This window comes from Gillisia sp. Hel_I_86 (assembly GCF_007827275.1).
In the GTDB taxonomy this organism is placed as follows: domain Bacteria; phylum Bacteroidota; class Bacteroidia; order Flavobacteriales; family Flavobacteriaceae; genus Gillisia.
Window position 1 is genome coordinate 1,196,668 of the sequence record NZ_VISE01000001.1, and the last position, 22,357, is coordinate 1,219,024.

Consider the following 22,357-nt stretch of genomic DNA (forward strand, 5'->3'; position numbering starts at 1 on the left):
TAGTTCGCATTCATGAGAAAAACTGCCAGAGTATTAAAAAACAAGCATGGGGAGATCATTGCAATTTGGGAAAAGGAAGTCTTGGAACAAGTAAAAGCAGCGCCAAGTACCAATAAGATAGCACTTCACGATCATGTTCCAAATATTCTGGACGATATTATAAGTATCATGAATAGTCATGAAAATACAGATCATTATCTTAGTGACAACAAGATACATCAGATAGAAGAAAATAGTTTGGAGCATGGCAGGCATCGAGCTACTTCTCCAAATTATACCGTAGATCAGATAATCCAAGAATATATGATCTTTAATAATGTGATCATCAGGGTGCTTCATGAAAACAAAGTCACTGAAGAATCCCTATTTCATCTTATAAAATGCGCTATCGACAAAGCAATGCTTAATTCTGTTTCCTCATTTACCGAATCCATCCAGGAAATGCAGAACAAACTAATAGGTACGCTGGCGCATGATATTAGAAACCCATTGGCCGCGGCAAGAATGGCTATAGAAATGTTGGCTTATGAAGCTGGCGAGGAAAGATTCAAAAAGGTTAAAAAAATGTCTTACAATAGCGTAAACAAGGCTATAGATCTTATTGAAGGCTTGTTGGATTCTATTACGGTAAAGGCTGGCGAAGGCATCATGCTTTCTTTTTCTGAAATGGACCTTAATGAAGATATTCAAACCGTTTATGAAGAAGCTTGTGAGGTGTTTTCAGAAGAAATAATCCTAGAGAAAAAAGATGAGCCTATAAAAGGCGTTTTTGATGCGACCGCGGTAAGACGATTGCTGGAAAACCTAGTGACCAACGCTATAAAATATGGGCAATCCGATAAACCGGTAGTTATTAAAATTAAAAATGAAGCAGAATGGTTAAATATTTCGGTCCATAATTATGGGAACCCTATTCCATTGGAGAAACAGGAAGATATTTTCACCTTTTTAAATCATGGAAAACAACAAAGGGAAAAGGAACTGAAAAGTTATGGAATTGGGTTAACACTCGTAAAAATGGTTGCTGAAGCGCATGGCGGCACGGTATCCTTGCGCAGTAAAGAAGATTTTGGAACCGAATTTCAAATCAAATTAAATAAACACAGTAATGTACCAGGGAAAAAGAGGGCAATTTTAAATGCCGAAGCTTAAATCAAGAGCCTCCGGGCAAGTCCACGAGGTATGCATTGGAAAATAATTTTAAAAATTCGAGGCAAGCCTCGGGGAATTAAACCCTCAATGAGGGATTAAAACTCATACATTAAACCAACCCCAAGGAGTTGCTTAAATTGTATTTTTGGCCCAAGGGTTTCTAAGGCACCATCATCATTGGTGTCTTCTTTAAATTTTACATCGTCATCGTAAATTAAATGGGAACCAATGTTTGCTTTTACAAATTCATTGACAACCAAATTCAGTTTCAATTCCCAGTCCACATCTATATTCCCAAATTTATTGAGGTAATCTGTATAAAAACTGATTTGATTATCCAGGTTTACATTAGTGAAAACCTCTTTACTAAAGTTGCTGGTAAGAAGAACCCCAAATTCTGTGCGTACATTTTCCCCTTTGGCAACAATATTTCCAATACTATCCCTAACAGCAGGGGTGACCCCAAACATTCCTTCGTTCGCCAATCTTTGGTCTAAAACAAAAGTGGATTTATCGGTTAAGGGGGATAGGTACACTGTGAGATCTTCATTAGGTGCAGAATATTCGGCACCTACTCCCAGAAAGGCATATCCAGGAGCCATAAAGCTGGAGATCGATTTATCTCTTTGCGGATATTTATAACCATTTGCGAACTGTGTTTTAAAATTGAATTTTGCAGAGTACCTGAAATTAGAAGTAGAATCCCTTCTATATCCATAAGTTGAATTTAACGAGATCTCATCATCTGTTTTTCTAAGTTTCCTGCCTTCTTGAGCATTTAGCCCATAACGAATGGATGCGGAAGTCTTCCAAAGCAATAACCTCTTTTTAAACTTTCGTTCGAAATTACCGTAGAACAAGGCCGAAACCGAATTATTTCCACCTGCATTCCAATTCACAAAAGCCACCTCACTAAGATTGACACCAAGAGCGTTCTTATTAGACCATGGCATCGTTAGATCCTGATTTTCCTTTTTAACAGAATCATTCTTAGGAGGATTTACAGTAGTAGTGTCTGAAACCCTTTTTGGGATTCGGCTAGCGAACGAGCTTGAAATCGAGAAGGATAAAACTAATAAAATAACCAGGACCGGGGTAAACGTCAACTTCATTTGTAATGGATAAACTATTTATTTAAAAGACTTTTTAGGGTTGTGGCTATACTTGTAACGTCCAGTTTTACGATTTCATATAATTCTTTCATATTTCCTTGTTCGATAAATTGATCTGGAATTCCTAAACATTCGATCTGACTTGTGTAATTGCACTTAGAAGCAAACTCTAAAATTGCACTTCCAAATCCCCCAGAAATTGCACCCTCCTCCACGGTGACAACTTGTTTGAATTTGGAGAATATTTTATGAAGCATCATCTCATCCAACGGTTTTACGAAACCGGCATCGTAATGAGCGACTTTTTCTGTGGCTTTAGCCAAAGTAATCGCTTTTTTTACATTTTCAGCAATGCTACCCACGCTTAGTACGGCTAGCTCTGTTCCTTCACTCAGCAATTCCCCCTTACCTATTTCCACCATTTTAAATTCCTGCTTCCAGTCCAATCGCACACCTCTCCCGCGAGGGTATCGAATCACTAATGGGTGTTGAAGATCTAATTGAGCCGTGTACAATAAATTCCGGAGCGCCACCTCATCTCTGGGTGCAGCGATTATTAAATTAGGGATACACCTTAAATAAGCAATGTCAAAAACACCATGATGCGTAGCTCCATCTTCCCCCACCAATCCTGCCCTGTCCAAGCAAAAGATAACCGGCAAATTCTGTAGTGCAACATCATGAATCAGTTGGTCATAGGCGCGTTGAAGAAAAGTGGAATAAATAGCACAATACACCACAAATCCCTGAGTGGCCATTCCCGCGGCAAGTGTTACCGCATGCTGTTCTGCAATTCCCACATCGAAAGCTCTTTTTGGAAAGGCTTCCATCATATATTTTAAGGAACTCCCAGTTGGCATTGCCGGGGTGATCCCAATTATTTTTTCGTTCTTTGCTGCTAATTCAACCAAAGTCAAGCCAAAAACATCTTGATATTTTAAGGGCAAGCCTTCGGAACTGGAAGGTAACAACTCTCCGGTATCGGGAACAAATTTCCCTGGAGCATGGTACTTCACCTGGTCTTCTTCTGCCTTTTGCAGTCCCTTCCCCTTTGTAGTAATTACATGAAGGAATTTAGGACCTTGTATTTTCTTCAATTCTTCAAAAACCTCTAATAAGCCTTTAATATCATGACCATCTACAGGACCGTAATACTTAAAATTCAAGGCTTCAATAATATTGTCCTGTGCCGGTTTATGCCCCACTCTGGCTTTGGTAAGATATTGCTTCAGTGCGCCCACACTTGGATCTATTCCAATAGCATTGTCATTCAAGATCACCAATAAGTTTGCCTTGCTAACTCCGGCGTGATTTAGACCTTCAAAAGCCATTCCACTGGCAATGGAAGCATCACCTACCACCGCAATATGTTGTTTGGAAAATTCTCCTTTTAAATTGGAAGCAATTGCCATCCCGAGAGCAGCAGAAATAGAAGTAGAAGAATGTCCTACTCCAAAAGTGTCATATTCGCTTTCAGATCGTTTAGGAAATCCGCTTAAGCCGTTCAATTGCCTGTTGGTATAAAATATATTTCTTCGTCCTGTAAGGATTTTATGCCCGTAGGCTTGATGGCCTACATCCCAGACCAAGAGATCTTTGGGAGTATTAAAAGCATAATGAAGTGCAATGGTCAATTCCACCACCCCTAAACTGGCACCTAGATGCCCCTCTTTAGTTGCCACGACATCTATAATAAATTTCCGAAGTTCCTTTGCCAGAACAGGTAATTCTTCAGTAGAAAGTTTGCGTAGCTCTAATGGGGAATCAATATTGTTTAAAATACTTTTTTCCATGGAAAGCAAAGGTACATTTTGAATTTGTATTTTTGGATATGCAAATGATTTTTGACGATGCCTATTTTATGAGGAAAGCCATAGAAGAGGCTTCTTACGCGTACGACAAAGGAGAAATTCCCGTTGGGGTGGTGATTGTGATCAATCAGCAGATCATCGCGCGAGGGCACAACCTTACCGAAATGCTGAATGACGTAACCGCACATGCCGAAATGCAGGCGATCACCGCCGCTGCCAATTTTTTGGGTGGAAAGTACCTGAAAGATTGCACCATGTATGTAACTTTGGAGCCTTGTCAGATGTGCGCAGGGGCGTTGTATTGGAGTCAGCTTTCCAACCTGGTCTTTGCTGCGACAGATCATGAACGGGGTTACAGAAAAATGGGATCGCAACTCCATCCAAAAACGATCGTGAAAAGTGGCATTATGGAGGAAGAGGCCTCCAACCTTTTAAAACGCTTTTTTATAGAACGCAGGAATTTGAACTAGATCCTTTGTTGCGCTCTGAATGAAATAGGTTGTCATTTCGACAGAGCGCAGGCACGGAGCGACGAGAAATCTGCGCCTTCAATCGTGAGATTTCTCAATTGCCCTAGCGGGCTCATTTCGAAATGACAGGGTAAGTGAATAAATATTGCTTAAATTAATGGATGCTTCATAATTACTTTGTTCATATAGTCACCAATCAAAACAAAAACCACCTTATATGTGGGAATGACAAATAATATTCAGAAGCGAACAGGATAACCTTATTTTGATAGTATTCATTTTAAAAATCATTTGCTGGGAAATATAATTGCTATTATGTGGTTTATTACGAAGCATTCGTAACTCCTTCTGAAGCCATAAGAAGAGAAAAACAGTTGAAATAATACAGAAGGGAAAAGAAAAATAAACTGATTTCTGATTTTAACCCGAAGTGGGATTTTTTGAATTGAGATGTGTTTTAAATGAAAATGGAGATTTACCGGTCGCTAAAAGCTCCTTCGAAACATCAATGAATGTATTTGCCTTCAATATTGGCTTAAACCACTTTCTTTGCTTCTTCAGGAATATCCCACATATCTTCCAACTCTTCCAAAGTTTTCCCTTTGGTCTCGGGAATATATTTATAGGTAAAGAATATGATTCCCAAGATGAATACTGAAAAGATGAAATAAGGCAAGGATCCATTCCAAAAGTCCCCTTCATTCAAATTACTTTCAGCAACCATCGGGAAAGATTGGGTCACCAAATAATTTGCTGCCCATTGTGCCGCAACAGCTATGGACATTGCTGCACTTCGTATACTGTTTGGGAACATTTCCGAGAGTATTACCCAAACCACCGGTCCCATGGACATGGCAAAAGAGGCAATAAATAGCAGCACCCCGATTAAAGAGAGCAGGCCTACCGAATTGGTCATTAAGGTAGCGCCCAATAGTAGAAATCCCGTTAACATTCCTACAGCTCCAATATATAAAAGCGGTTTTCTCCCAAACTTATCTACCGTTGCCATAGCAACGAAAGTGAACAACAAATTGATCCCGGCCAACAAAACTTGCTGAAGCAATACATCTTCTTTTCCAAAACCCAAAGCTTTTTCAAAAATATCGGCTCCGTAATAAAGCACCGCATTAATACCCGTGAATTGTTGCAACATGGACAACACGGTTCCTATTGCTATAATGCCAAAGATTCCTTTCGCAAAGATGCTGAGTTTCAATTTATGTTGATCTTTTTGAATGGATTTTTCGATCTCCACTATTTCCAATTGAGCAACCTCCGCTCCATGAATACGGGTCAAAACTTTTAAAGCTTCCACCTTCAATCCTTTAATCGCCAACCATCTTGGGCTTTTGGGAACAAAGAACAGTAATATTAAAAATGATAAACTGGGAATCAACTCGGACCAGAACATAAACCTCCATCCGGTTTGAATATTTTCTGCTTCCGTTGCGCTGTTCCCAATAAAATAAGTAGCTAAAAAGACCACAAAAAACCCAACTACAATTGCCAGTTGATAGTAGGTAACCAAGGTTCCCCTTATTTTTGCCGGAGCAATTTCAGCAATATAGGTTGGTGCGTTCATAGAGGCTATCCCAATTCCCAAACCACCAATAATTCTAAAAACCACCAAAAGCGATACAGATTCCGGTAGAAATGCCGGCAATCCCGATCCCCATGCAGAAATGGAAAATAATACTGCTGAAATTATCAACGAATATTTTCTGCCTATTCCTTTACTAAGGGGGCCCGCCACAATGGCTCCCACAAAACACCCTATTAATGCACTCCCAACTACCCAACCTTTCATGCCCGCATCCAAATCGAAATACTGACTGAAATAATACTGAGATCCATTAATTACCCCGGTATCGTACCCAAAAAGCAATCCGCCCAAGGCAGAAACGATGGTTATTAAAATTAGAAATGTTTGGTTTTTCATAGGAACTGGATTAGATCTTGTTAGCTGAATTGGTTTGAATCTATAATTTTGTAACCTTGATGTAATCTACGTAAAGTTTTTGAGGTAACGAAGAATCATCCACTTCTGCACCCCCCAAATTTCCGCCAACCGCAAGATTGACCAGAAAATAAAAGGGCTTTCTAAAGGGATAATGTTTATCGTCATAGGCTTGGGGCACAAAAGTGTACAATAAGTTGCCATCTACATAAAATTTGATGTCGTCCTTGCTCCAGTCTGCTTTAAAAACATGAAACCCATCTTGGATGCCTTCTATTTTGGTCTTTTTTGTATTGATGGTATTTCCATGGCTGGCAGGTGTATGCAGCGAAGTGAATACAATCCCTGGTTCCTTGCCCACATATTCCATAATATCTATTTCCCCGGAAGCAGGCCATCCCACCTCGTTCACATCTGCTCCCAGCATCCAAAGTGCCGGCCAGAAACCTTTTGCAGTTGCCAACTTCGCCCTTACTTCAATACTTCCATATTGAAATTCCACTTTGTCCTTCGTGTTTATTTTTCCTGAAAAATAGTGATCCCCTTTTTTAACAGCTGTAATAACCAGGTTTCCATCCTCCACTTTTACATATTCCCTATTATAGGTCTGGAGTTCATTGTTACCCCATCCACATAAGTCCGGGCAACCGTTCCCCTCTTCGTAACTCCAGTGCTCCATATTTAGGGAGTCCCCATTAAAATTATCCTGAAAGATCTTGGGGGCACAAGAGGTAAACGCCATGATGCTTAAAAGTAAACTGGCAACTTTATAATTCATAAAGCTATATTTTTATTAATTCTTAAAAGTAAACTCGGCTGTCTTCAGATCTCTGGAATTCCCGCCCACAAATATATTAAAATCGCCATCTTCCACTTCCCAAATTCTGTTTGCTGTATAAAATTCCAACATTTTTGGGGTAATCGGGAAAGTAACCTTTCTAGTTTCTCCCGGTTCCAAATCTACCAATTGGAAACCTTTTAATTCCTTCACCGGCCTTGTTCTGCTACCTATGATATCCTGAAGATACAACTGTACCACTTCCCTACCTTTAACTTTTCCGGTATTCGTAATGCTAATTGTTGCTTCTAAATTATTTTCTGGATTCATTTCAACTTCTGAAAGTGATAAATCTCCATATTCAAATTGCGTGTAGCTTAATCCGTATCCAAATGGATATAAGGCATCTTTTTTTACATCGGTATAATGGGAATAGGTTACATGTTCGCCATTTGTAGGCCTTCCCGTATTTTTCTGATTATAGTATAAAGGCTCTTGCCCTACCAATCTAGGGAATGATACCGGTAATTTTCCTGAAGGATTATATTTCCCGAACAACACATCTGCAATCGCATTTCCACTTTCCGTTCCTAATTGCCAGGCCACAACAATGGCGGGAAGATTCTCTGATGACCAAGAGATCTCCATTGGGCGACCATTTATTAATACCAAAACTATATTGCTGTTCACCTTTTTAATTTCTTCCAATAACTCTTGTTGAAGCCCAGCTAACCCAATTTTCGCCTGACTTCTACCTTCTCCCGCTTGAAAAGCATCTTCACCCAACACCATGACCACCAATTCAGAATTCTTGGCCAATTCAATAGCTTCCTTAAATCCAGATCTGTCGGATTTGTTGATCTCTAATGATAATAGAAAAGAACCTTCACTTATTCCTAAGGTGGTTCCTAAGGCATATTTCACCTTAGTATCTTTTCCTACTGCATTTTTAATTCCTTCCACTACGGAAACAGCAGAATTTTTTTCTCCTTGAGCTCTCCAGTTTCCGATTGGGGCGTCTTTATCATTCGCAAGTGGGCCGATAACAGCAATGGATTTTACAGTAGATTTAATTGGCAATAATTCTTTTTCATTTTTAAGAAGCACAATGGATTTTGCCGCAATTTCTCTTGCAGTTTTTCTATGATCTTCATAAGAAATATTCTTTTCGACTTCTGGATTATTGTACTTATAAGGATCATCAAAAAGTCCCAATTTAAACTTCACTCTTAACACTCTTCTTACTGAATCATCTATTAATGCCCCATCTAGGCTGCCTTCTTCTACTAATTCTACTAAGCTGGTTTCATAAGCACCACCTTCCATATCCACATCACTTCCTGCATTCATTGCGATCTGTGAAGCCTGTTTTTTATCTTTGGCAATTCCGTGAACGATCATTTCCGGGATTGAAGCCCAATCTGACACTACAAGTCCGTTCCAATTCCATTCTCCTTTTAAAAGCTCTCTTTGTAGATATTTGTTTCCTGTTGAAGGAAGACCATCAATCTCATTAAAAGAATTCATAAAAGATGCTACTCCAGCTTTCGCTGCTGCTTTAAAAGGAGGAAGCACTGTATTTTGCAATTCGTTTTCTCCTAAATTCACCGTGTTATAATCCCTTCCAGCTTCAGCAAAACCATATCCGGCGAAATGTTTTGCTGTTGCTGCAATAGTAAGATCTCCGGCAAGATCATCTCCCTGATATCCTTTAATTTTGGCAACACCTACTAAAGAAGTAAGATAAGGATCTTCCCCAGATCCTTCCATAATTCTACCCCAACGAGCATCTCTGGAAACATCTATCATTGGTGAGAAAGTCCAATTAACTCCTTCTGCTACAGATTCTATTGCTGCAATTCTAGCAGACAATTCCATGGCTTCCAGATCCCAGCTGGCAGTTTCACCTAAGGGTACAGGAAAAATTGTTTTATAGCCGTGAATTACATCATATCCAAAAATCAACGGAATCTTCATTCTGGAATTTTCCATAACTAATTTTTGAGCTTTTCGTTTGCCCTCCATAGTAAGAACATTAAGCATTGTGCCTACAAGTCCTTCTTTAAGGTTGGTTTCTTTTTGCTTATCATTCAAATCTGATGCTGGACCTGTTAAATCCCAGCTTCCGCTGTATTGTACCAATTGTCCAACTTTTTCTTCCAAAGTCATAAGAGACAATACGGAATCAACCTTAGTTTCGACATTTTTAATCGAACTCTTTATTTCCGAATTCTGCGCATTCATTCCTGAAAATGATAAAATAAGTAAAGAGTATAAAAAGCTATTTTTCATGTTTTAATATATTAAAGTTTGTATAGAATGTGCAGGTATTTCAAAACTGGCTTTATCACTTCCTACAAAAAGATTATATTGAATTGATTCTTCGGTTTTATTCATTACGATAGTAGCATAACTTCCATCCGTATTTTTGAAAGACGTACTTAACAAACTGCTGCGGCTACTGGCAGTGCTTATTCGCCTAGCATCAGGGCGAACGAATTTGGAGAACTGTCCTATGTAATAATAAGAAGGTGTAAAAATTAACTCTTGGGTTCTTGTATCTGCATGAACCGGAGCAAAGCAGAAATTTCCAACATGATTAGGTCCTCCATTTTCATCTAGAAGAATATTCCAATCTGTCCAAGCCACGGTACCATTATTAAAATCGTGGATCATCTGTTCTCCGTAACGTTCCGCATTAGGCCAGAACTGGTATTTTGCAGCATCAAATTTTTCTATACAGCCTTCAGTAAACATCAATTTTTTATCTGGGTAGGCATTATTAACCTTTCCAACATTCTCAAATAATGGCTCGGCCCCTGTCCAGGTTTCATACCAGTGAAATCCGGTGCCCCACGCATATTTTGAAGCTTCAGGATCATCAAAGATCACATTTGATCTATTAACCATCAAATCTCTATTATGATCCCAAACCACAATTTTTTTATCTCCCAGCCCTTGCTTTTCAAGAGTAGGCCCTAAGTAGTCCTTTAGAAAATCTCTCTCTTCCTCAGCGGTATAAATACAAGATTCCCAAGTTTGGGTTGCCATAGGTTCGTTTTGAATGGTAAGACCCCAAATTGGCATTCCCTCGGCTTCATAAGCCTTAATAAACTTTGCATAATAATTTGCCCAACTCTGGCGGAATTCGGGTATTAATTTACCACCCTGAAGCATTGAGCCATTTGTTTTCATGAACGCCGGAGGACTCCATGGAGATACATATAATAACAATTTTCCGCCAGCGGCTTTAATCGCTCTTTTTATCATCGGAATTCTATACTTGCGATCGTGTTCTATACTAAAAGTGTTTAATTCTTCGTCTCCCTCCTCCACATAGGTATAACTTTCTCTCGAAAAATCTGAACTATGAATGGTAGTTCGGGTTAATGAGTATCCAATACCCTTATCTACATCATAATAAGCCTCCAATAATTTCTCTTGGTCTTCCTTTTTAAGTTGGGCAAAGACTTCAGCACTAGCATCAGAAATTGCTGCACCTATTCCCATAAACTTTTGAAATTCTTTATTCGGATTTACAAATACCGAAATCTCAGTCTCTAGAGGTTGTTTATAATCTCCAAATGTCTGACTCCCATTTTGGCTTAGTCTAAGATCTGAATCTTTAGCTGTGGTATAGATTTGAATAGACCTGCCTTTTAGGTCTATAGCCTTATTTTCAGACTGAGCATGAATATTATGAGTCAAAAGTGCTATAAGCAGCAATGCTCCCCTTCGTATGCATTTTTTCATTCTTAGTTTTTATCTTTCCAAACTATTTAAGCTCAAAACTGAACTTCTCAAACTTTAATCCTCCATTCTCTATCCTAAAAACAAGAGAGTGTGATCCCTCATTTAGTTCCACATTTTCAATCTTAATCCAATTCCATTCTTGAGAAACAGGAATTACAATTTCTCCTATTTTAGATTGATCTATATGGATGCTTGCCTTTGCTTCATTATTCGGGGAAGTCAGTTTAAAATTCAGATCATATACTCCATCTTCAATAACTTGGAGTGTGTATTTAAGCCATTCCCCGCTTTCTGTATTTCCAACATAAAGAAGGTTTTCTTCCTTATAAATATCTACCCCATCATTTCTATAAGCTTCGCCATTATTCCAACGTACTCTTTTACTATTCTCAGAAACCCAGTAATTGCCAGAAACTTTATCTTTATAGGCGAACCCATCATTCCCCATATCATAATCTGCTGCGAGGATCTCATCGCCAGGAATATTATGGATTTTGAAAGGTTTAGTTTCGGTATTCCTTGGCTGTCTTATTATAGCATCTATTAAGTTATAGTGGATAATACTATTCTCAATCTTTGTGTTTTCTGCAAGGTTCATAAAGGCACTTTCAGCTTCTGACGCGGAGGGTTTTGAGGCCTCTCCTTTCCAATATTTTAAAATCTTTTCGTATCCAGGATTAATCTTAATTTCAATTGGATTATTAGACCCTAATTTTTTTAAAGGCCACCAACACCAGCCAATATTGTTGTCTTCCATAAGACCAATTGCATCAGTGAACCAAGCATTGGAATTTTCACCAGATTCTCCAAGCCAAATTGGGATATTCAATTTTTTACGAAAATCAAGAAAATTTTGGATAGATTCTTTTGTGTTATAGGTCCAGTACTTATGAAAACTCATTACTAAATTATCATCCCAAAGGTCTATAAGTCCATTGTAATTATTACCCCAACCATTTCCTTCAATAATAATGATATGATTAGTGTCGACTGCCCTGATAGATTGAGTAAGTTTTTTCTGAAACTCCCATAACAATGTGTTTTTAGAATCCTCAGTGCCATTTATATTCTTTCCTTCCTCAAAACTCCAGTTTGGTTCATTGATAAGATCATAACCGCCAATTACCGGCTCATCTTTATAACGTTCTGCTAGTTTAACCCAAAGCGCAACAAGCTTATCCCGATTCTCTTGACTTTCCCACAGGGAAGGTTTTGAAGGATCTCTGTCTGCAATATTCACATCGTTACCCTGCCCTCCCGGGGTTGCATGCATATCCAGGATTAGGTATATTTCATTATCCCTGCACCAAGAAACCAATTGATCTGTCAATCTAAAACCTTCTTCAAGCCAGGTGTTTTTACCTTTTTCAGGTTCTTGGTCCACCGGTAGCGTAAATAGATTATAATGTATTGGAAGTCGAATGGAATTAAATCCCCATTTTCTTAGAGAATCGACATCCTTCTTTTGCATAAAATTATTACGCCAATTAGTATAAAATTCTTCCGTTTTCTCATTGCCAATTAATTCTTGAACATGTGCTTTAAAAACATACTGCTGTCCTGAAAAAGGAACTTTTAGCATATAGCCTTCCTGAAGCATATATCCACCAAGACCAAACCCTCGCAATACAACATTTTCATTTTTATCGTTAAGAATCTTTTGTCCTTCTACTTTAAGAAAACCAGAAAAGCTGTTTTCCTGAGCATAATTCTGAAAGGAAAACAGAACACAAAAGGCAAGGAATAAATTTTTCATTTAGTATACTTAAGTTTTTAAATTGTTTTATTCCCAGACAAATGTTCCCACTGCTCCACCATCTAGGCTTGCCGTAAACCATTTCCCATTAAACTTCACATTGAACAATTCGCTGTTTTTGCTGTCATTTTCCACAATTAGCACCTTTTTCCCAGCAGGAGTATTAAAGGCAACATTGTTAAGGTTCCCCACCACACTGCTTTTAATTCGCTGGGAACCTGCCGGGACGAATTTTGAAGCATGACCCACTATATAAAACCCAACATTTTCGGTATAAGACGATGAATTGTTAATGGTAATAGCCCCTTTACATGTGGTGCAACCGCCATCGGTATGTGGCCCAAAATTGGCGTTATTGGCCAGGTTCCATTCCAGGGCAGTTCGGCTCCAGTTTCTTATTGAACCAATAATTACATTTTTTAGATGCCATTTAAGGTCACCAGCAAACTCACCAGAAGAAGCGGTATACTGTTCGGTAAAATAGATTTCCTTATCAGGAAATTGATTATGTACAGTAGAAAGGGCGCTGATATCGCCGGCATACAAATGAAATGCCGATCCAGCAATATATTTTCTGGCTTCAGCATCATTTAGAATGCTAATTGGATATTCCGGCTTATCTGCATTGTGATCATAGATCACAATTTTGGTATTGATATTTGCATTTTCAAAGGCTGGCCCCAGGGAATTTTTGATGAATTTAGCTTGCTCTGATGCCGGCATATATAAACTGGGGTTATTCCCGGGATGTAATGGCTCATTTTGAGGTGTGATCGCATAAATATTAATTCCTTCATCTTGCATTGCCTTAATGTATTTCACAAAATACTGTGCGTACACATCATAATATTCCGGCAATAGACTACCACCTTTAGTATTTTTATTATCCTTCATCCATACGGGTGGAGACCACGGACTTCCCATTATCTTTATATCAGGATTTATAGTAAGGATTTCCTTTAAAACCGGAATAAGATTATCCATATCGGGTTCAAGACTGAAATGTTCCAGAGCTATATCAGTTTCTCCTTCCGGGAGATCATTATATGAAAAAGTAGAACTATCCAGATCTGATGCGCCAATGCTCAGCCTTAAAAAGTTAATGGAAATGGAACTTTCGGAATCCCCGAAAAGTTTTTCCAGTAATTCGGATTTTTTTGAAGCATTCAAAGAATTGATCACTTCTGCGCTTCCCCCGGTAAGGGTAAATCCAAATCCATCTACAGTTTGGTATTGCTGCGAAGCGTCAACTTCAATATTTGCATAATTATTAAAGGTGTTTCCAAAAGCTAGTATCCCTGATTGTTTTGCGAGTTTTTGAGATCCATCGCCTTTCGTGATATAGAAATCAACTTCATTTTGAACCTGTGGCTGCTCCGGAATTTCGGGAGTAACCTGTGTTTCATCTGAAGGATCACTGCTGCTGCAATTCACCCCAAATAAAAACAACATCGACAAAATAATTAATCTCATTCCTTTAAATGTTTTCAAATCTTTTAATTATATACTCTTACATAATCTATCTCCATGATCCCTTCCGTAAATTCAGGATCAATATCCCCTCCAAGGTTACCACCCATTGCGACATTTAGAATTATAAACTGTTCCTTATCAAATGGCCAGGTTTGGGCATTCTTTACGGATGGACTGTATGTGTAAAAAACATTTCCATCTATAGAAAATGCGATTTTCTGAGCTGTCCATTCCACTCCATACACATGAAACTCTGAAGTGACAGATGATACATTTGTAGCACCTACATTTTGAGTATTCCCAAAACTAGAGGGTGTATGGATCGCACTGCTAACTCTCCCAACGTTGTTACCCACATGTTCCATAATATCAATTTCCCCACAAGCTGGCCAGCCTACAGTAGTAATATTCGAGCCAAGCATCCAGATGGCGGGCCAAGTTCCCCCACCCGATGGCAACTTTGCCCTTACCTCAACTTTTCCATATTTAAAATCAAACTTTCCCTGTGTTTTAAGTCGGGCTGATGTGTAATTTGCTCCCTCGTAATCCTCTTTTTTAGCTATAATCTTTAAGAATCCGTTTTCAACTATTACATTATCTGTTCTGGTGGTATAATATTCAGCTTCATTATTACCCCAGCCACCAGCTCCGGTATCATAAGCCCAATTCGAGTTTTTTGGGCCACCATCCTCATTAAATTCATCGGCCCAAATTAAACCCGGAGCAACATAAACCAAAATAGAATTGGTTTGAGAAATAAATTTTTCGGCATTATATGCTGAAACATAAACTTCATAAGTGGTTGTTCCACTTCCTGTATAAGTGTACGTATATGTTTGATTTGATGTTTGTACCGTTTCTCCATTACCAAAATTGATTTTATAGGAGTTGGCATTCTCTGCAGAAAAATTGAGAATTAGCTTTCCACTACCGTCGCCATTAGGATTAGAGGAATCTTTACCCTGTAATATCATTTCTACCTTCAAATTTGTGGGCGCGTTTGAAACATCTTCATCCTGTGAAGTACTGCTGCAGCTTATAAAAAATAGCGTTATAATAAGGAAATACGATATTTCCCGCCGAAAATTTAACCGATTAAAATACATAATAAATAAAATTAGAAATGTTGATGCTTAAAAAACCCGGAAGAAAATAGTTCCCGGGTATTTTAAGCTTTTAAATGAACATTAAGGCGCCAGTACCAATCTTAAATACCAGGCATTTCCGGTTTCTGTACCCTGTACCCGTAAGTACAAAATATCTTCTGTTATTTCAAGAATTTCATACTCTTTAAGAACAGCTCCATACCCTATAAAAGTTGCATTTCCGGCTAATTCAATACTCGTTTGAGTTGAAGGAGTTGATGTTGGCAAACCAGAACTTGCCTGCAAAAATGAAAATGATGAAGAAGCATCTGCATACTCATAACAGCCTTCATCCCCGGATCCCGGGATACCTGGTAATGTTGTTAAATCCCCTGTTTTTGTAAATGCCCCATTAGGGGTTGATGTATTTAAAGTGAAACCGGAATCTGTTTGAGAAAAAGTAAAAGTAGCGGAATAAAAACATCCACAGCAATCTGCTTTCTCATTTGGTCCTGCAGTATACCAATCTGGTGATCCAGAGCCATCATAGGGACCAACTCCAAAGTGACCTTGTACTTCTTTTTGAATCACCCATGTTTTAGAACTATTTCCGGTTAAATCTGAAACGATCTTTGGATCTGGATTAAATAAACTATTTACCGTAATTTGTTTAGTGGTATTGGAAGAAGTTCCTCCTGCACCATAAGCTACTACAGTAATTGTATAATCATTATCACCGGGAGAAGTGTATTTTTTCGTTACAGCCCCGTTTAACTTGATTAGATTTACATCACTTGAAGTCCCAAAATCTATTTTATAACTCATAGCATTATCTGCGGAAGCGGATATTATAACCTCCCCGGAACCATCCCCATTTGGGTTATCCGCATCCTGACCAACTAGTTCAGTATTAATTACAATATTTGATGGCGGAGTAAGCTCTCCTAGGCTGTATTCCTCATCAGAACAGCCTACTAATACCATTAGCATAAATAGCACTGTTGCTAACCCATAGGTTAATTTATTTTTCATAATTCTAATTATTTAAGGTTATATCGTCAAAGTATATTTTCTCCTCTGTCCCTTCAGCAGAATCGTTAAACCTAAAAACGAGCTGATTAAATTTGGCGCCATCCGGAATACTCTCAATTCCACTAAAATCAAATGTTAGTAATTCCCATTCTCCAGACTTGGTTATTGGGGCTTTTACAATGGCTCCATAAGGCTGACCTTCTGAAGCGCCATCAGGCCATTCCAATTCCATATTTACTTTTTTCCCAATATCTGCAGGATCCGCAGTGTAAACCATCATGGTAATTACCTGTCCCTGGCTGAAGTCAATAGGTTCCGCTAAAGGACTGTATGTTCCACTCCATGAAGATTGTCCATTGGTAAACAATCCTGCTTTAGCTGAAGTATTAATACCTGAAGGATCTGGATTATCTACAGTTGAGAATTCCTGAGGAGTTCCGTCCCCAAAAGTACCAAAGAAGTAAAAGTCTTCGAAGGTAACAGGCAGGATAAACGGATCATAAATCCCTACCGGAACAACTGTTTCAGAAGTTGCAGCACCACCGCTGTTTGCCACCACTCTAACATCATAAATACCAGACTCAGCATAGGTATGAGGAGGAAGGGTTTCTCCAACTGCCATTGGAGTTCCTTCTTCACCCTCTATATCTCCGTAGTATACCGTAAAGGAATTGGCATAATCTGCTTCTGCAGAAATCGTCAAATTATAACCATCTACATTTGGAGATACAGCCAAATTTTCCGGTGCTCTGTAAACCACACTTAGTGGATATGTATAAGTAGTTTTTTCTCCGGCAATATTAATGGCATTAATTGACATTGTATATTCCCCTTCAGCATATGAATGAGTTACTCTTTCTCCAGGTTTTAATACAGCGGGTGCTTCCGATCCCGAACCATCTCCAAAATTAACTTCAAAAGAAACCGCTCCTTCTGCTGTAGGAGTTATGGTAACATTTCCTGAATTATTGTTGCTTACATTAAGTACAGCATTCAAATTTTCTGATAATGGTGTTTCCACTGAAGTCGTTCCATCATCTGACGTACTACACTGAACGCTCACCAGCAATATTAAAGCAATACCTATTATTATTTTAATGTTTTTCATATCTATTTATATTAATATCCTGGATTTTGAACTATTAACGTGTTTTCCAATTCGTTTAATGGAATAGGAAGTATTTCGTTCTTACCAGCGGTAAAACCTCTACTTTGTAAAACAGTGGCAGCACGTCCTGTGCGTACAAGATCAAAAAACCTGTGCCCTTCACCTGCTAACTCTAATCTTCGTTCTCTGGCAATGGCATCTAAAGAAACCGGGATAGAAGGTAAATCTACCCTTGCACGAACTGCATCTAATAGAGCTTGTGCTCTTGCTCCAGTTCCCCCTAATACTTCAGCTTCCAGAAGATAGGTATCGGCCAAACGGATGATATATACATTTTGTGCATAATTTAAAACTGGTTCTCCTCCACCTGTAGTGATGTCTGATTTTAATGGCATGAATTTTTTAAGAAAATAACCTGTGTCTTGATTGGCAGGTGTGTAAGTTATCTCTCCCGCTGCTTCCAATGCTGCCAAATCTGCAATTGTTGTATCAAAACGGGGATCTCCCTGCATGGCATCATACAAATCCTGGGTAACGGTATTGAAACTCCATCCCCCGGCATAATCTGGAGCGGTAGAACCTTCAGTTCTGGAATAACCTCTGGGACCAACCATCTGATTTACAGTGTTGCCTTCGTTTTGACCACCTCCCCAGTTCCCCCAATGAACATTTGCCTCATTTGTGGCAGCAACTTCAAGAATGGCTTCAGAATTAAATCCCACATCCCCTCCAAACAAGTCACCATAATTATCCAATAGTTTATATCCATACATACTGGTTCCTCCAGGGGTTCCATTTACATCAGCCAACTGTTCTGCCGCTAAAGTATTTTTACCCTGATATAAATATACTTTCCCAAGAATAGCCTGTACAGCCCCTTTAGTAAGCCTCCCTCCATCAATATCTAAATCTGCTATAGTATTGGGCAAATCTGCTATTGCTTCCAATAGGTCCGTTTCTATTTGTGCATAGACTACTTCTGGCTCAACTTGCTCAACATTATAAATATCATTTGCTGAAACGGGTTCTGTAAACAATGGTATATTTTTAAATAACTTTATTAACTGAAAATTATAAAAGGCCCTTAAAGCTTTCGCTTCTGCTGCAAACCGTGCTTTCAAGTTTTCATCCATAGAAACCTCGGGAAGTTTCTGTAACAAAACATTTGCCCTAAATACCCCTTGAAAATAATCATTCCAAAAACTGGGAGGAACGGTGGATGCATCTATGGTGAAATTATTAAATGATTGAATTCCAGCCCCATCTGAAGGACCTCCACCCCCAGCATTAAAATCATCTGAACCTGCGTTCATAAACGTGATCATATTATCAAAGGTCTTGGCCTGTTTCCCTAATATATCATAAACAGCTACCACCCCCGTATAAGCCTGATCTGCATTCCCATAATAATTGTCTTCCAAGAAAAACCCTTGAGGCTTTATTTCAAGATACTCTTTTGAGCATGACAACATAAAGGTGATGCCCACCAATACTGCCCCTAAATAAGAAATTGATTTTAGTTTCATAATTCTTTATTTTTTAAAATTGTAAATTAACACCTAATAGACCCGATATTGCCTGAGGATAAAAACCACGGTCAATTCCAAATACTCCACCCCCTATTTCAGGGTCAAAACCTGTATAACCTGTTAATGTCACCAGATTTTCACCAGTTAAATAAATTCGTAATTTCGTTAATCTCACTTGTTGAATAATATCTAGAGGAAAGGAATACCCTATTTGAACTGTTTTCAACCTAACATAATCCCCTTTTTCCAGGTAAAAATCTGATGGGTTTGAAAAATTGTTGTTACTGTCGATATTGGAAAGTCGTGGAAAATTATTGGATGTCCCTTCGCCGGTCCAACGCTGAAGTGCTTCTGTTTGATAGTTCGCATTTGTAATATCAAGTCTTCTTAAACCCTGAAATATTTTGTTCCCCGCAGCTCCTTGTGCAAAGGCCAAAAAATCAAAATTCTTATAGGCTAAATTTAAAGTAAGACCAAAAGTGTATTTTGGAATAGAGCTTCCAAGAAATTTTCTGTCCTTGTCATCAATACGCCCATTATCATCAATATCCTCCCATCTAAAATCGCCAGGGACCGCATTTGGTTGAATTACTTGACCTTCAGAGTTAACATAGTTGTTAATATCCTCCTGGTTTTGAAAGATCCCATTTGTTTTAAAACCATAAAAAGAATTAAATGACTCCCCAACAGCAGTTCTTGTTATGGGATAATTTCCTGACTGGATAGTTTCTCCTCCAGATAGAAAATCTATATCCTCTCCAAGGTAAGTAACTTCATTTTCTAGATATGAGAAGTTTCCATTTGCAGAAATATTAAAATCATTTATCTGTTTATTATATCCTAGTTCAAAGTCAAAACCTCTGTTAACCATATCGGCTATATTGGCAGCAGGATTTCCTGTAGTTCCCACATAACCCGGAAGACGAAGATCTTGTAAAATCCCTTCTGTCTTTTTATTATAATAATCAAAAGACAAGGTTAAGTTATCAAATAACCTCGTATCAAATCCTATGTTTGTTTGTGTAGTTTCCTCCCACCTCAAATCCGGGTTCGCTGGTGCATTTGGACTGTTTCCTATTACAACCGCAGCAACATTGCCAAAAGTATAATTTCTACCATCACCTATAGTTGATAGATATTTAAAATCCCCAATAGCGTCACTACCAACTACTCCATAGCCTCCGCGGAATTTTAATTGATTTACTATATCATTCTCTTTCCAGAAATTTTCCTTACTAGGAACCCATCCTAAGGAAAAAGATGGAAACCAACCAAATTTATTGTTGGAACCAAAGCGTGATGACCCATCTCTTCTTATAATACCCGTAAATAAATATTTTTCACCATAATTATAAGTAAGTCTAGAAAATAATGAAGTTACCCGGTGTTCTGTTCCGATATATGCGTTAGCAATTATTTGGTCATCCGGAACCGCGAAAAAGGCCGCATCTTCCCGACTTGTAACCGGAATATTGTTATATGTAACAGTCTCCCCTTTGGTAATATTGTCTATATAAGTACCCTGTCCCAAAAGCACACTAAAACTATGATTGTTTAATTGTTTGGCATAAGAAATGGTATTCTCGATATTCCATCCAAAACCTTTATTAGTACCACGAGAAATATTGTTTTGGGAAGTAACTGTGGAGCTGTTTAAATAAGAAACCGGAGTAAAGCTTTCGTTGCCCCAATAAGCAAGCTTACCACCTAAGGTGCTTTTTAGGTTAAGACCTGGTATAAGTTCTAAATTTACATATACATTGCCTACAAAATTATCTGACCATCCATAATTTCCCAATCGAGTTTGAATATATGCTAAAGGGTTAGACATTTCCTGAAGAACAAGGCTGGATATTCCATACGGATTCCCGTTTTCGTCCCTAATTATACCCTCATTTGTAGAATACGGAGCGGCTTTGGCCACGGCAGGATCTGTAATAACTGCCTGAGTTATAGGGTCAAGGTTAATAGCAGAACTTAAAGGCCCACCATATTCACTATTTGTATTTCCAAGACCTGTACTTTTTTCATTTGAATAACCAATAGTTTCTCCTACGGTAATTACGGGATTTATTTTATGTGTCGAATTTATACGAATATTTTTTCTGGTATAATGGGAAATATCGCTTGTTACAATCCCTTCCTGGTCTAATAAACCAAAAGAAAGGTAAAAAGTAGATGTTTCATTACCTCCGCTTAAACTTATCTCATGATTTTCACGTTTAGCATTATCATTAAAAATGATATCCTGCCAATCTGTTCCAGCTCCAAGACTTGAGAGATTAGGAAAAGGAAGGGAAAAATCACCTGCGGACCCTGAGTAATCATTTGCATATTTTTCGTTGGAAATTGCAGCATATTCTGTAGCATTTAACAAATCAAGCTTTTTAGCCGCGCCCGAAAATCCAGAATACCCATTATAATTTACGACTAGCTTTCCAGATTTACCCGTTTTAGTTGTCACAAGAATTACCCCGGCAGCAGCTCTTGCGCCATAAATAGCTTGGGATGCTGCATCTTTTAAAACTTCGATGGATTCAATATCTGATTGATTAAGGTAACCTATACCCCCAGAATCTACAATTACCCCATCCACGACCCAGAGGGGTTCATTATTGCCGAAACTGGTAATTCCCCTTACCCTGATAGTTGATGAAGATCCTGGTTGTCCAGAATTTGCTGCAATCGTTAAGCCTGAAGCTCTACCCTGTAGAGATTCTTCTACTCGTGTTAGGGGGAGACTTTCCAAGTCTGAAGCCTTTATACTGGAAATAGCACCTGTTACCACGCTTTTCTTTTGTGTACCATACCCTATCACAACAACCTCATCCAGATTGTTTTGATCTAATTCCAATGTAACATCTAGGGTTTGAGCACTAGTAATTGTAAATTCTTTAGTTAAAAAACCCACATAAGAAAAAGTTAGTATATCATCTGCAGAAACTTCGATATTATAATTTCCATCGAAATCTGTGGTGGTTCCTATACTTGCGTTTTTCACTAGAACATTAACTCCCAATAATGGAATTCCATCTGTACCTGTAACAGTACCCTGCACAGAATAGTTTTGAGCCAATGCCGAAAAGATACCGCCCAAGAAAAAAATAAAAATAATAGTAAATCTCTTCATTTGATTAATTGTTAAAATTATACAAGCAATGTATTAATAGAATGTTAAGAACCTGATAAATACACCTTTACAAAAAGCATACAATGAGGAAAATCATAAAAACATATGATATAAATTATCATAATCACAATTAAACAATGGGCTGAGAAGAGAATCGATAATAAATAAAAAATCTCGCAAGACCAGCGAAATTAGTTAATGTAAAGGTGAT

At 38.3% G+C, this 22,357-nt stretch carries 15 protein-coding genes; 2 read left to right on the forward strand and 13 right to left on the reverse strand.

Translation table 11 applies throughout. From position 1 onward, the window contains the following. Nucleotides 1-12 precede the first annotated feature (12 nt). Entirely contained in the window at nucleotides 13-1,152 is a 1,140-nt protein-coding gene (locus JM83_RS05255; RefSeq protein ID WP_144960048.1) for a sensor histidine kinase, read from the forward strand. 95 nt (nucleotides 1,153-1,247) lie between these two features. On the opposite strand, the gene JM83_RS05260 is transcribed toward JM83_RS05255, so the two are convergent. After that, on the reverse strand, nucleotides 1,248-2,264 hold the full coding sequence (locus tag JM83_RS05260) for a DUF3078 domain-containing protein (RefSeq protein WP_144960049.1): 1,017 nt from the start codon (nucleotides 2,262-2,264) through the stop codon (nucleotides 1,248-1,250). 14 nt (nucleotides 2,265-2,278) lie between these two features. Continuing rightward, entirely contained in the window at nucleotides 2,279-4,057 is a 1,779-nt protein-coding gene (locus JM83_RS05265) for a 1-deoxy-D-xylulose-5-phosphate synthase (RefSeq protein WP_144960051.1), read from the reverse strand. 38 nt (nucleotides 4,058-4,095) lie between these two features. On the opposite strand from JM83_RS05265, the gene JM83_RS05270 reads away from it, so the two are divergent. Continuing rightward, nucleotides 4,096-4,545, forward strand: a complete 450-nt coding sequence (locus tag JM83_RS05270) for a nucleoside deaminase (protein ID WP_144963687.1) — start codon at nucleotides 4,096-4,098, stop codon at nucleotides 4,543-4,545. A gap of 535 nt (nucleotides 4,546-5,080) precedes the next feature. On the opposite strand, the gene JM83_RS05280 is transcribed toward JM83_RS05270, so the two are convergent. The 11 genes from JM83_RS05280 to JM83_RS05330 form a co-directional block, all read right to left on the reverse strand. Next, nucleotides 5,081-6,484 (reverse strand): sugar porter family MFS transporter, encoded by a 1,404-nt coding sequence (locus tag JM83_RS05280; RefSeq protein WP_144960053.1) that lies wholly within the window; start codon nucleotides 6,482-6,484, stop codon nucleotides 5,081-5,083. 40 nt (nucleotides 6,485-6,524) lie between these two features. Beyond that, nucleotides 6,525-7,280, reverse strand: coding sequence for a family 16 glycosylhydrolase (locus JM83_RS05285; RefSeq protein ID WP_144960055.1), 756 nt, complete (start codon nucleotides 7,278-7,280; stop codon nucleotides 6,525-6,527). A gap of 15 nt (nucleotides 7,281-7,295) precedes the next feature. Next, nucleotides 7,296-9,572 (reverse strand): beta-glucosidase BglX, encoded by a 2,277-nt coding sequence (gene bglX / locus JM83_RS05290; protein ID WP_144960057.1) that lies wholly within the window; start codon nucleotides 9,570-9,572, stop codon nucleotides 7,296-7,298. Nucleotides 9,573-9,575: 3 nt separating this feature from the next. Next, nucleotides 9,576-11,033 (reverse strand): glycoside hydrolase family 30 protein, encoded by a 1,458-nt coding sequence (locus JM83_RS05295; RefSeq protein ID WP_144960059.1) that lies wholly within the window; start codon nucleotides 11,031-11,033, stop codon nucleotides 9,576-9,578. Nucleotides 11,034-11,055: 22 nt separating this feature from the next. Further along, complete coding sequence (locus tag JM83_RS05300) at nucleotides 11,056-12,789, reverse strand: cellulase family glycosylhydrolase (protein WP_144960061.1); 1,734 nt, start codon at nucleotides 12,787-12,789, stop codon at nucleotides 11,056-11,058. A gap of 27 nt (nucleotides 12,790-12,816) precedes the next feature. Further along, nucleotides 12,817-14,262, reverse strand: coding sequence for a glycoside hydrolase family 30 protein (locus JM83_RS05305; RefSeq protein WP_144960063.1), 1,446 nt, complete (start codon nucleotides 14,260-14,262; stop codon nucleotides 12,817-12,819). Nucleotides 14,263-14,285: 23 nt separating this feature from the next. Then, the gene (locus JM83_RS05310; protein WP_261376360.1) at nucleotides 14,286-15,236 is read right to left on the reverse strand and encodes a glycoside hydrolase family 16 protein; all 951 of its coding nucleotides are present in this window, start codon (nucleotides 15,234-15,236) and stop codon (nucleotides 14,286-14,288) included. A 213-nt stretch (nucleotides 15,237-15,449) separates the two neighbouring features. Continuing rightward, a complete protein-coding gene (locus JM83_RS05315; protein ID WP_144960066.1) occupies nucleotides 15,450-16,379 on the reverse strand; it encodes a PKD domain-containing protein in 930 nt (309 codons plus the stop codon). Between the two features lie 4 nt (nucleotides 16,380-16,383). After that, nucleotides 16,384-17,487 carry a hypothetical protein gene (locus tag JM83_RS05320; RefSeq protein WP_144960068.1) on the reverse strand — a complete coding sequence of 368 codons (1,104 nt, stop codon included), beginning with the start codon at nucleotides 17,485-17,487 and terminating at the stop codon, nucleotides 16,384-16,386. Nucleotides 17,488-17,498: 11 nt separating this feature from the next. Continuing rightward, nucleotides 17,499-19,013, reverse strand: coding sequence for a RagB/SusD family nutrient uptake outer membrane protein (locus tag JM83_RS05325; protein WP_144960070.1), 1,515 nt, complete (start codon nucleotides 19,011-19,013; stop codon nucleotides 17,499-17,501). Between the two features lie 13 nt (nucleotides 19,014-19,026). Continuing rightward, a complete protein-coding gene (locus JM83_RS05330) occupies nucleotides 19,027-22,146 on the reverse strand; it encodes a SusC/RagA family TonB-linked outer membrane protein (protein WP_144960072.1) in 3,120 nt (1,039 codons plus the stop codon). Nucleotides 22,147-22,357 lie beyond the last annotated feature (211 nt).

Coding starts and splice junctions, on each gene's coding strand:
- JM83_RS05295 (WP_144960059.1), bottom strand. CDS start 11,033: ATGAAAAAATGCATACGAAGGGGAGCATTGCTGCTTATAGCACTTTTG.
- JM83_RS05315 (WP_144960066.1), bottom strand. CDS start 16,379: ATGAAAAATAAATTAACCTATGGGTTAGCAACAGTGCTATTTATGCTA.
- JM83_RS05305 (WP_144960063.1), bottom strand. CDS start 14,262: ATGAGATTAATTATTTTGTCGATGTTGTTTTTATTTGGGGTGAATTGC.
- JM83_RS05330 (WP_144960072.1), bottom strand. CDS start 22,146: ATGAAGAGATTTACTATTATTTTTATTTTTTTCTTGGGCGGTATCTTT.
- JM83_RS05280 (WP_144960053.1), bottom strand. CDS start 6,484: ATGAAAAACCAAACATTTCTAATTTTAATAACCATCGTTTCTGCCTTG.
- JM83_RS05265 (WP_144960051.1), bottom strand. CDS start 4,057: ATGGAAAAAAGTATTTTAAACAATATTGATTCCCCATTAGAGCTACGC.
- bglX (WP_144960057.1), bottom strand. CDS start 9,572: ATGAAAAATAGCTTTTTATACTCTTTACTTATTTTATCATTTTCAGGA.
- JM83_RS05255 (WP_144960048.1), top strand. CDS start 13: ATGAGAAAAACTGCCAGAGTATTAAAAAACAAGCATGGGGAGATCATT.
- JM83_RS05310 (WP_261376360.1), bottom strand. CDS start 15,236: ATGATATTACAGGGTAAAGATTCCTCTAATCCTAATGGCGACGGTAGT.
- JM83_RS05270 (WP_144963687.1), top strand. CDS start 4,096: ATGCAAATGATTTTTGACGATGCCTATTTTATGAGGAAAGCCATAGAA.
- JM83_RS05285 (WP_144960055.1), bottom strand. CDS start 7,280: ATGAATTATAAAGTTGCCAGTTTACTTTTAAGCATCATGGCGTTTACC.
- JM83_RS05325 (WP_144960070.1), bottom strand. CDS start 19,013: ATGAAACTAAAATCAATTTCTTATTTAGGGGCAGTATTGGTGGGCATC.
- JM83_RS05320 (WP_144960068.1), bottom strand. CDS start 17,487: ATGAAAAACATTAAAATAATAATAGGTATTGCTTTAATATTGCTGGTG.
- JM83_RS05300 (WP_144960061.1), bottom strand. CDS start 12,789: ATGAAAAATTTATTCCTTGCCTTTTGTGTTCTGTTTTCCTTTCAGAAT.
- JM83_RS05260 (WP_144960049.1), bottom strand. CDS start 2,264: ATGAAGTTGACGTTTACCCCGGTCCTGGTTATTTTATTAGTTTTATCC.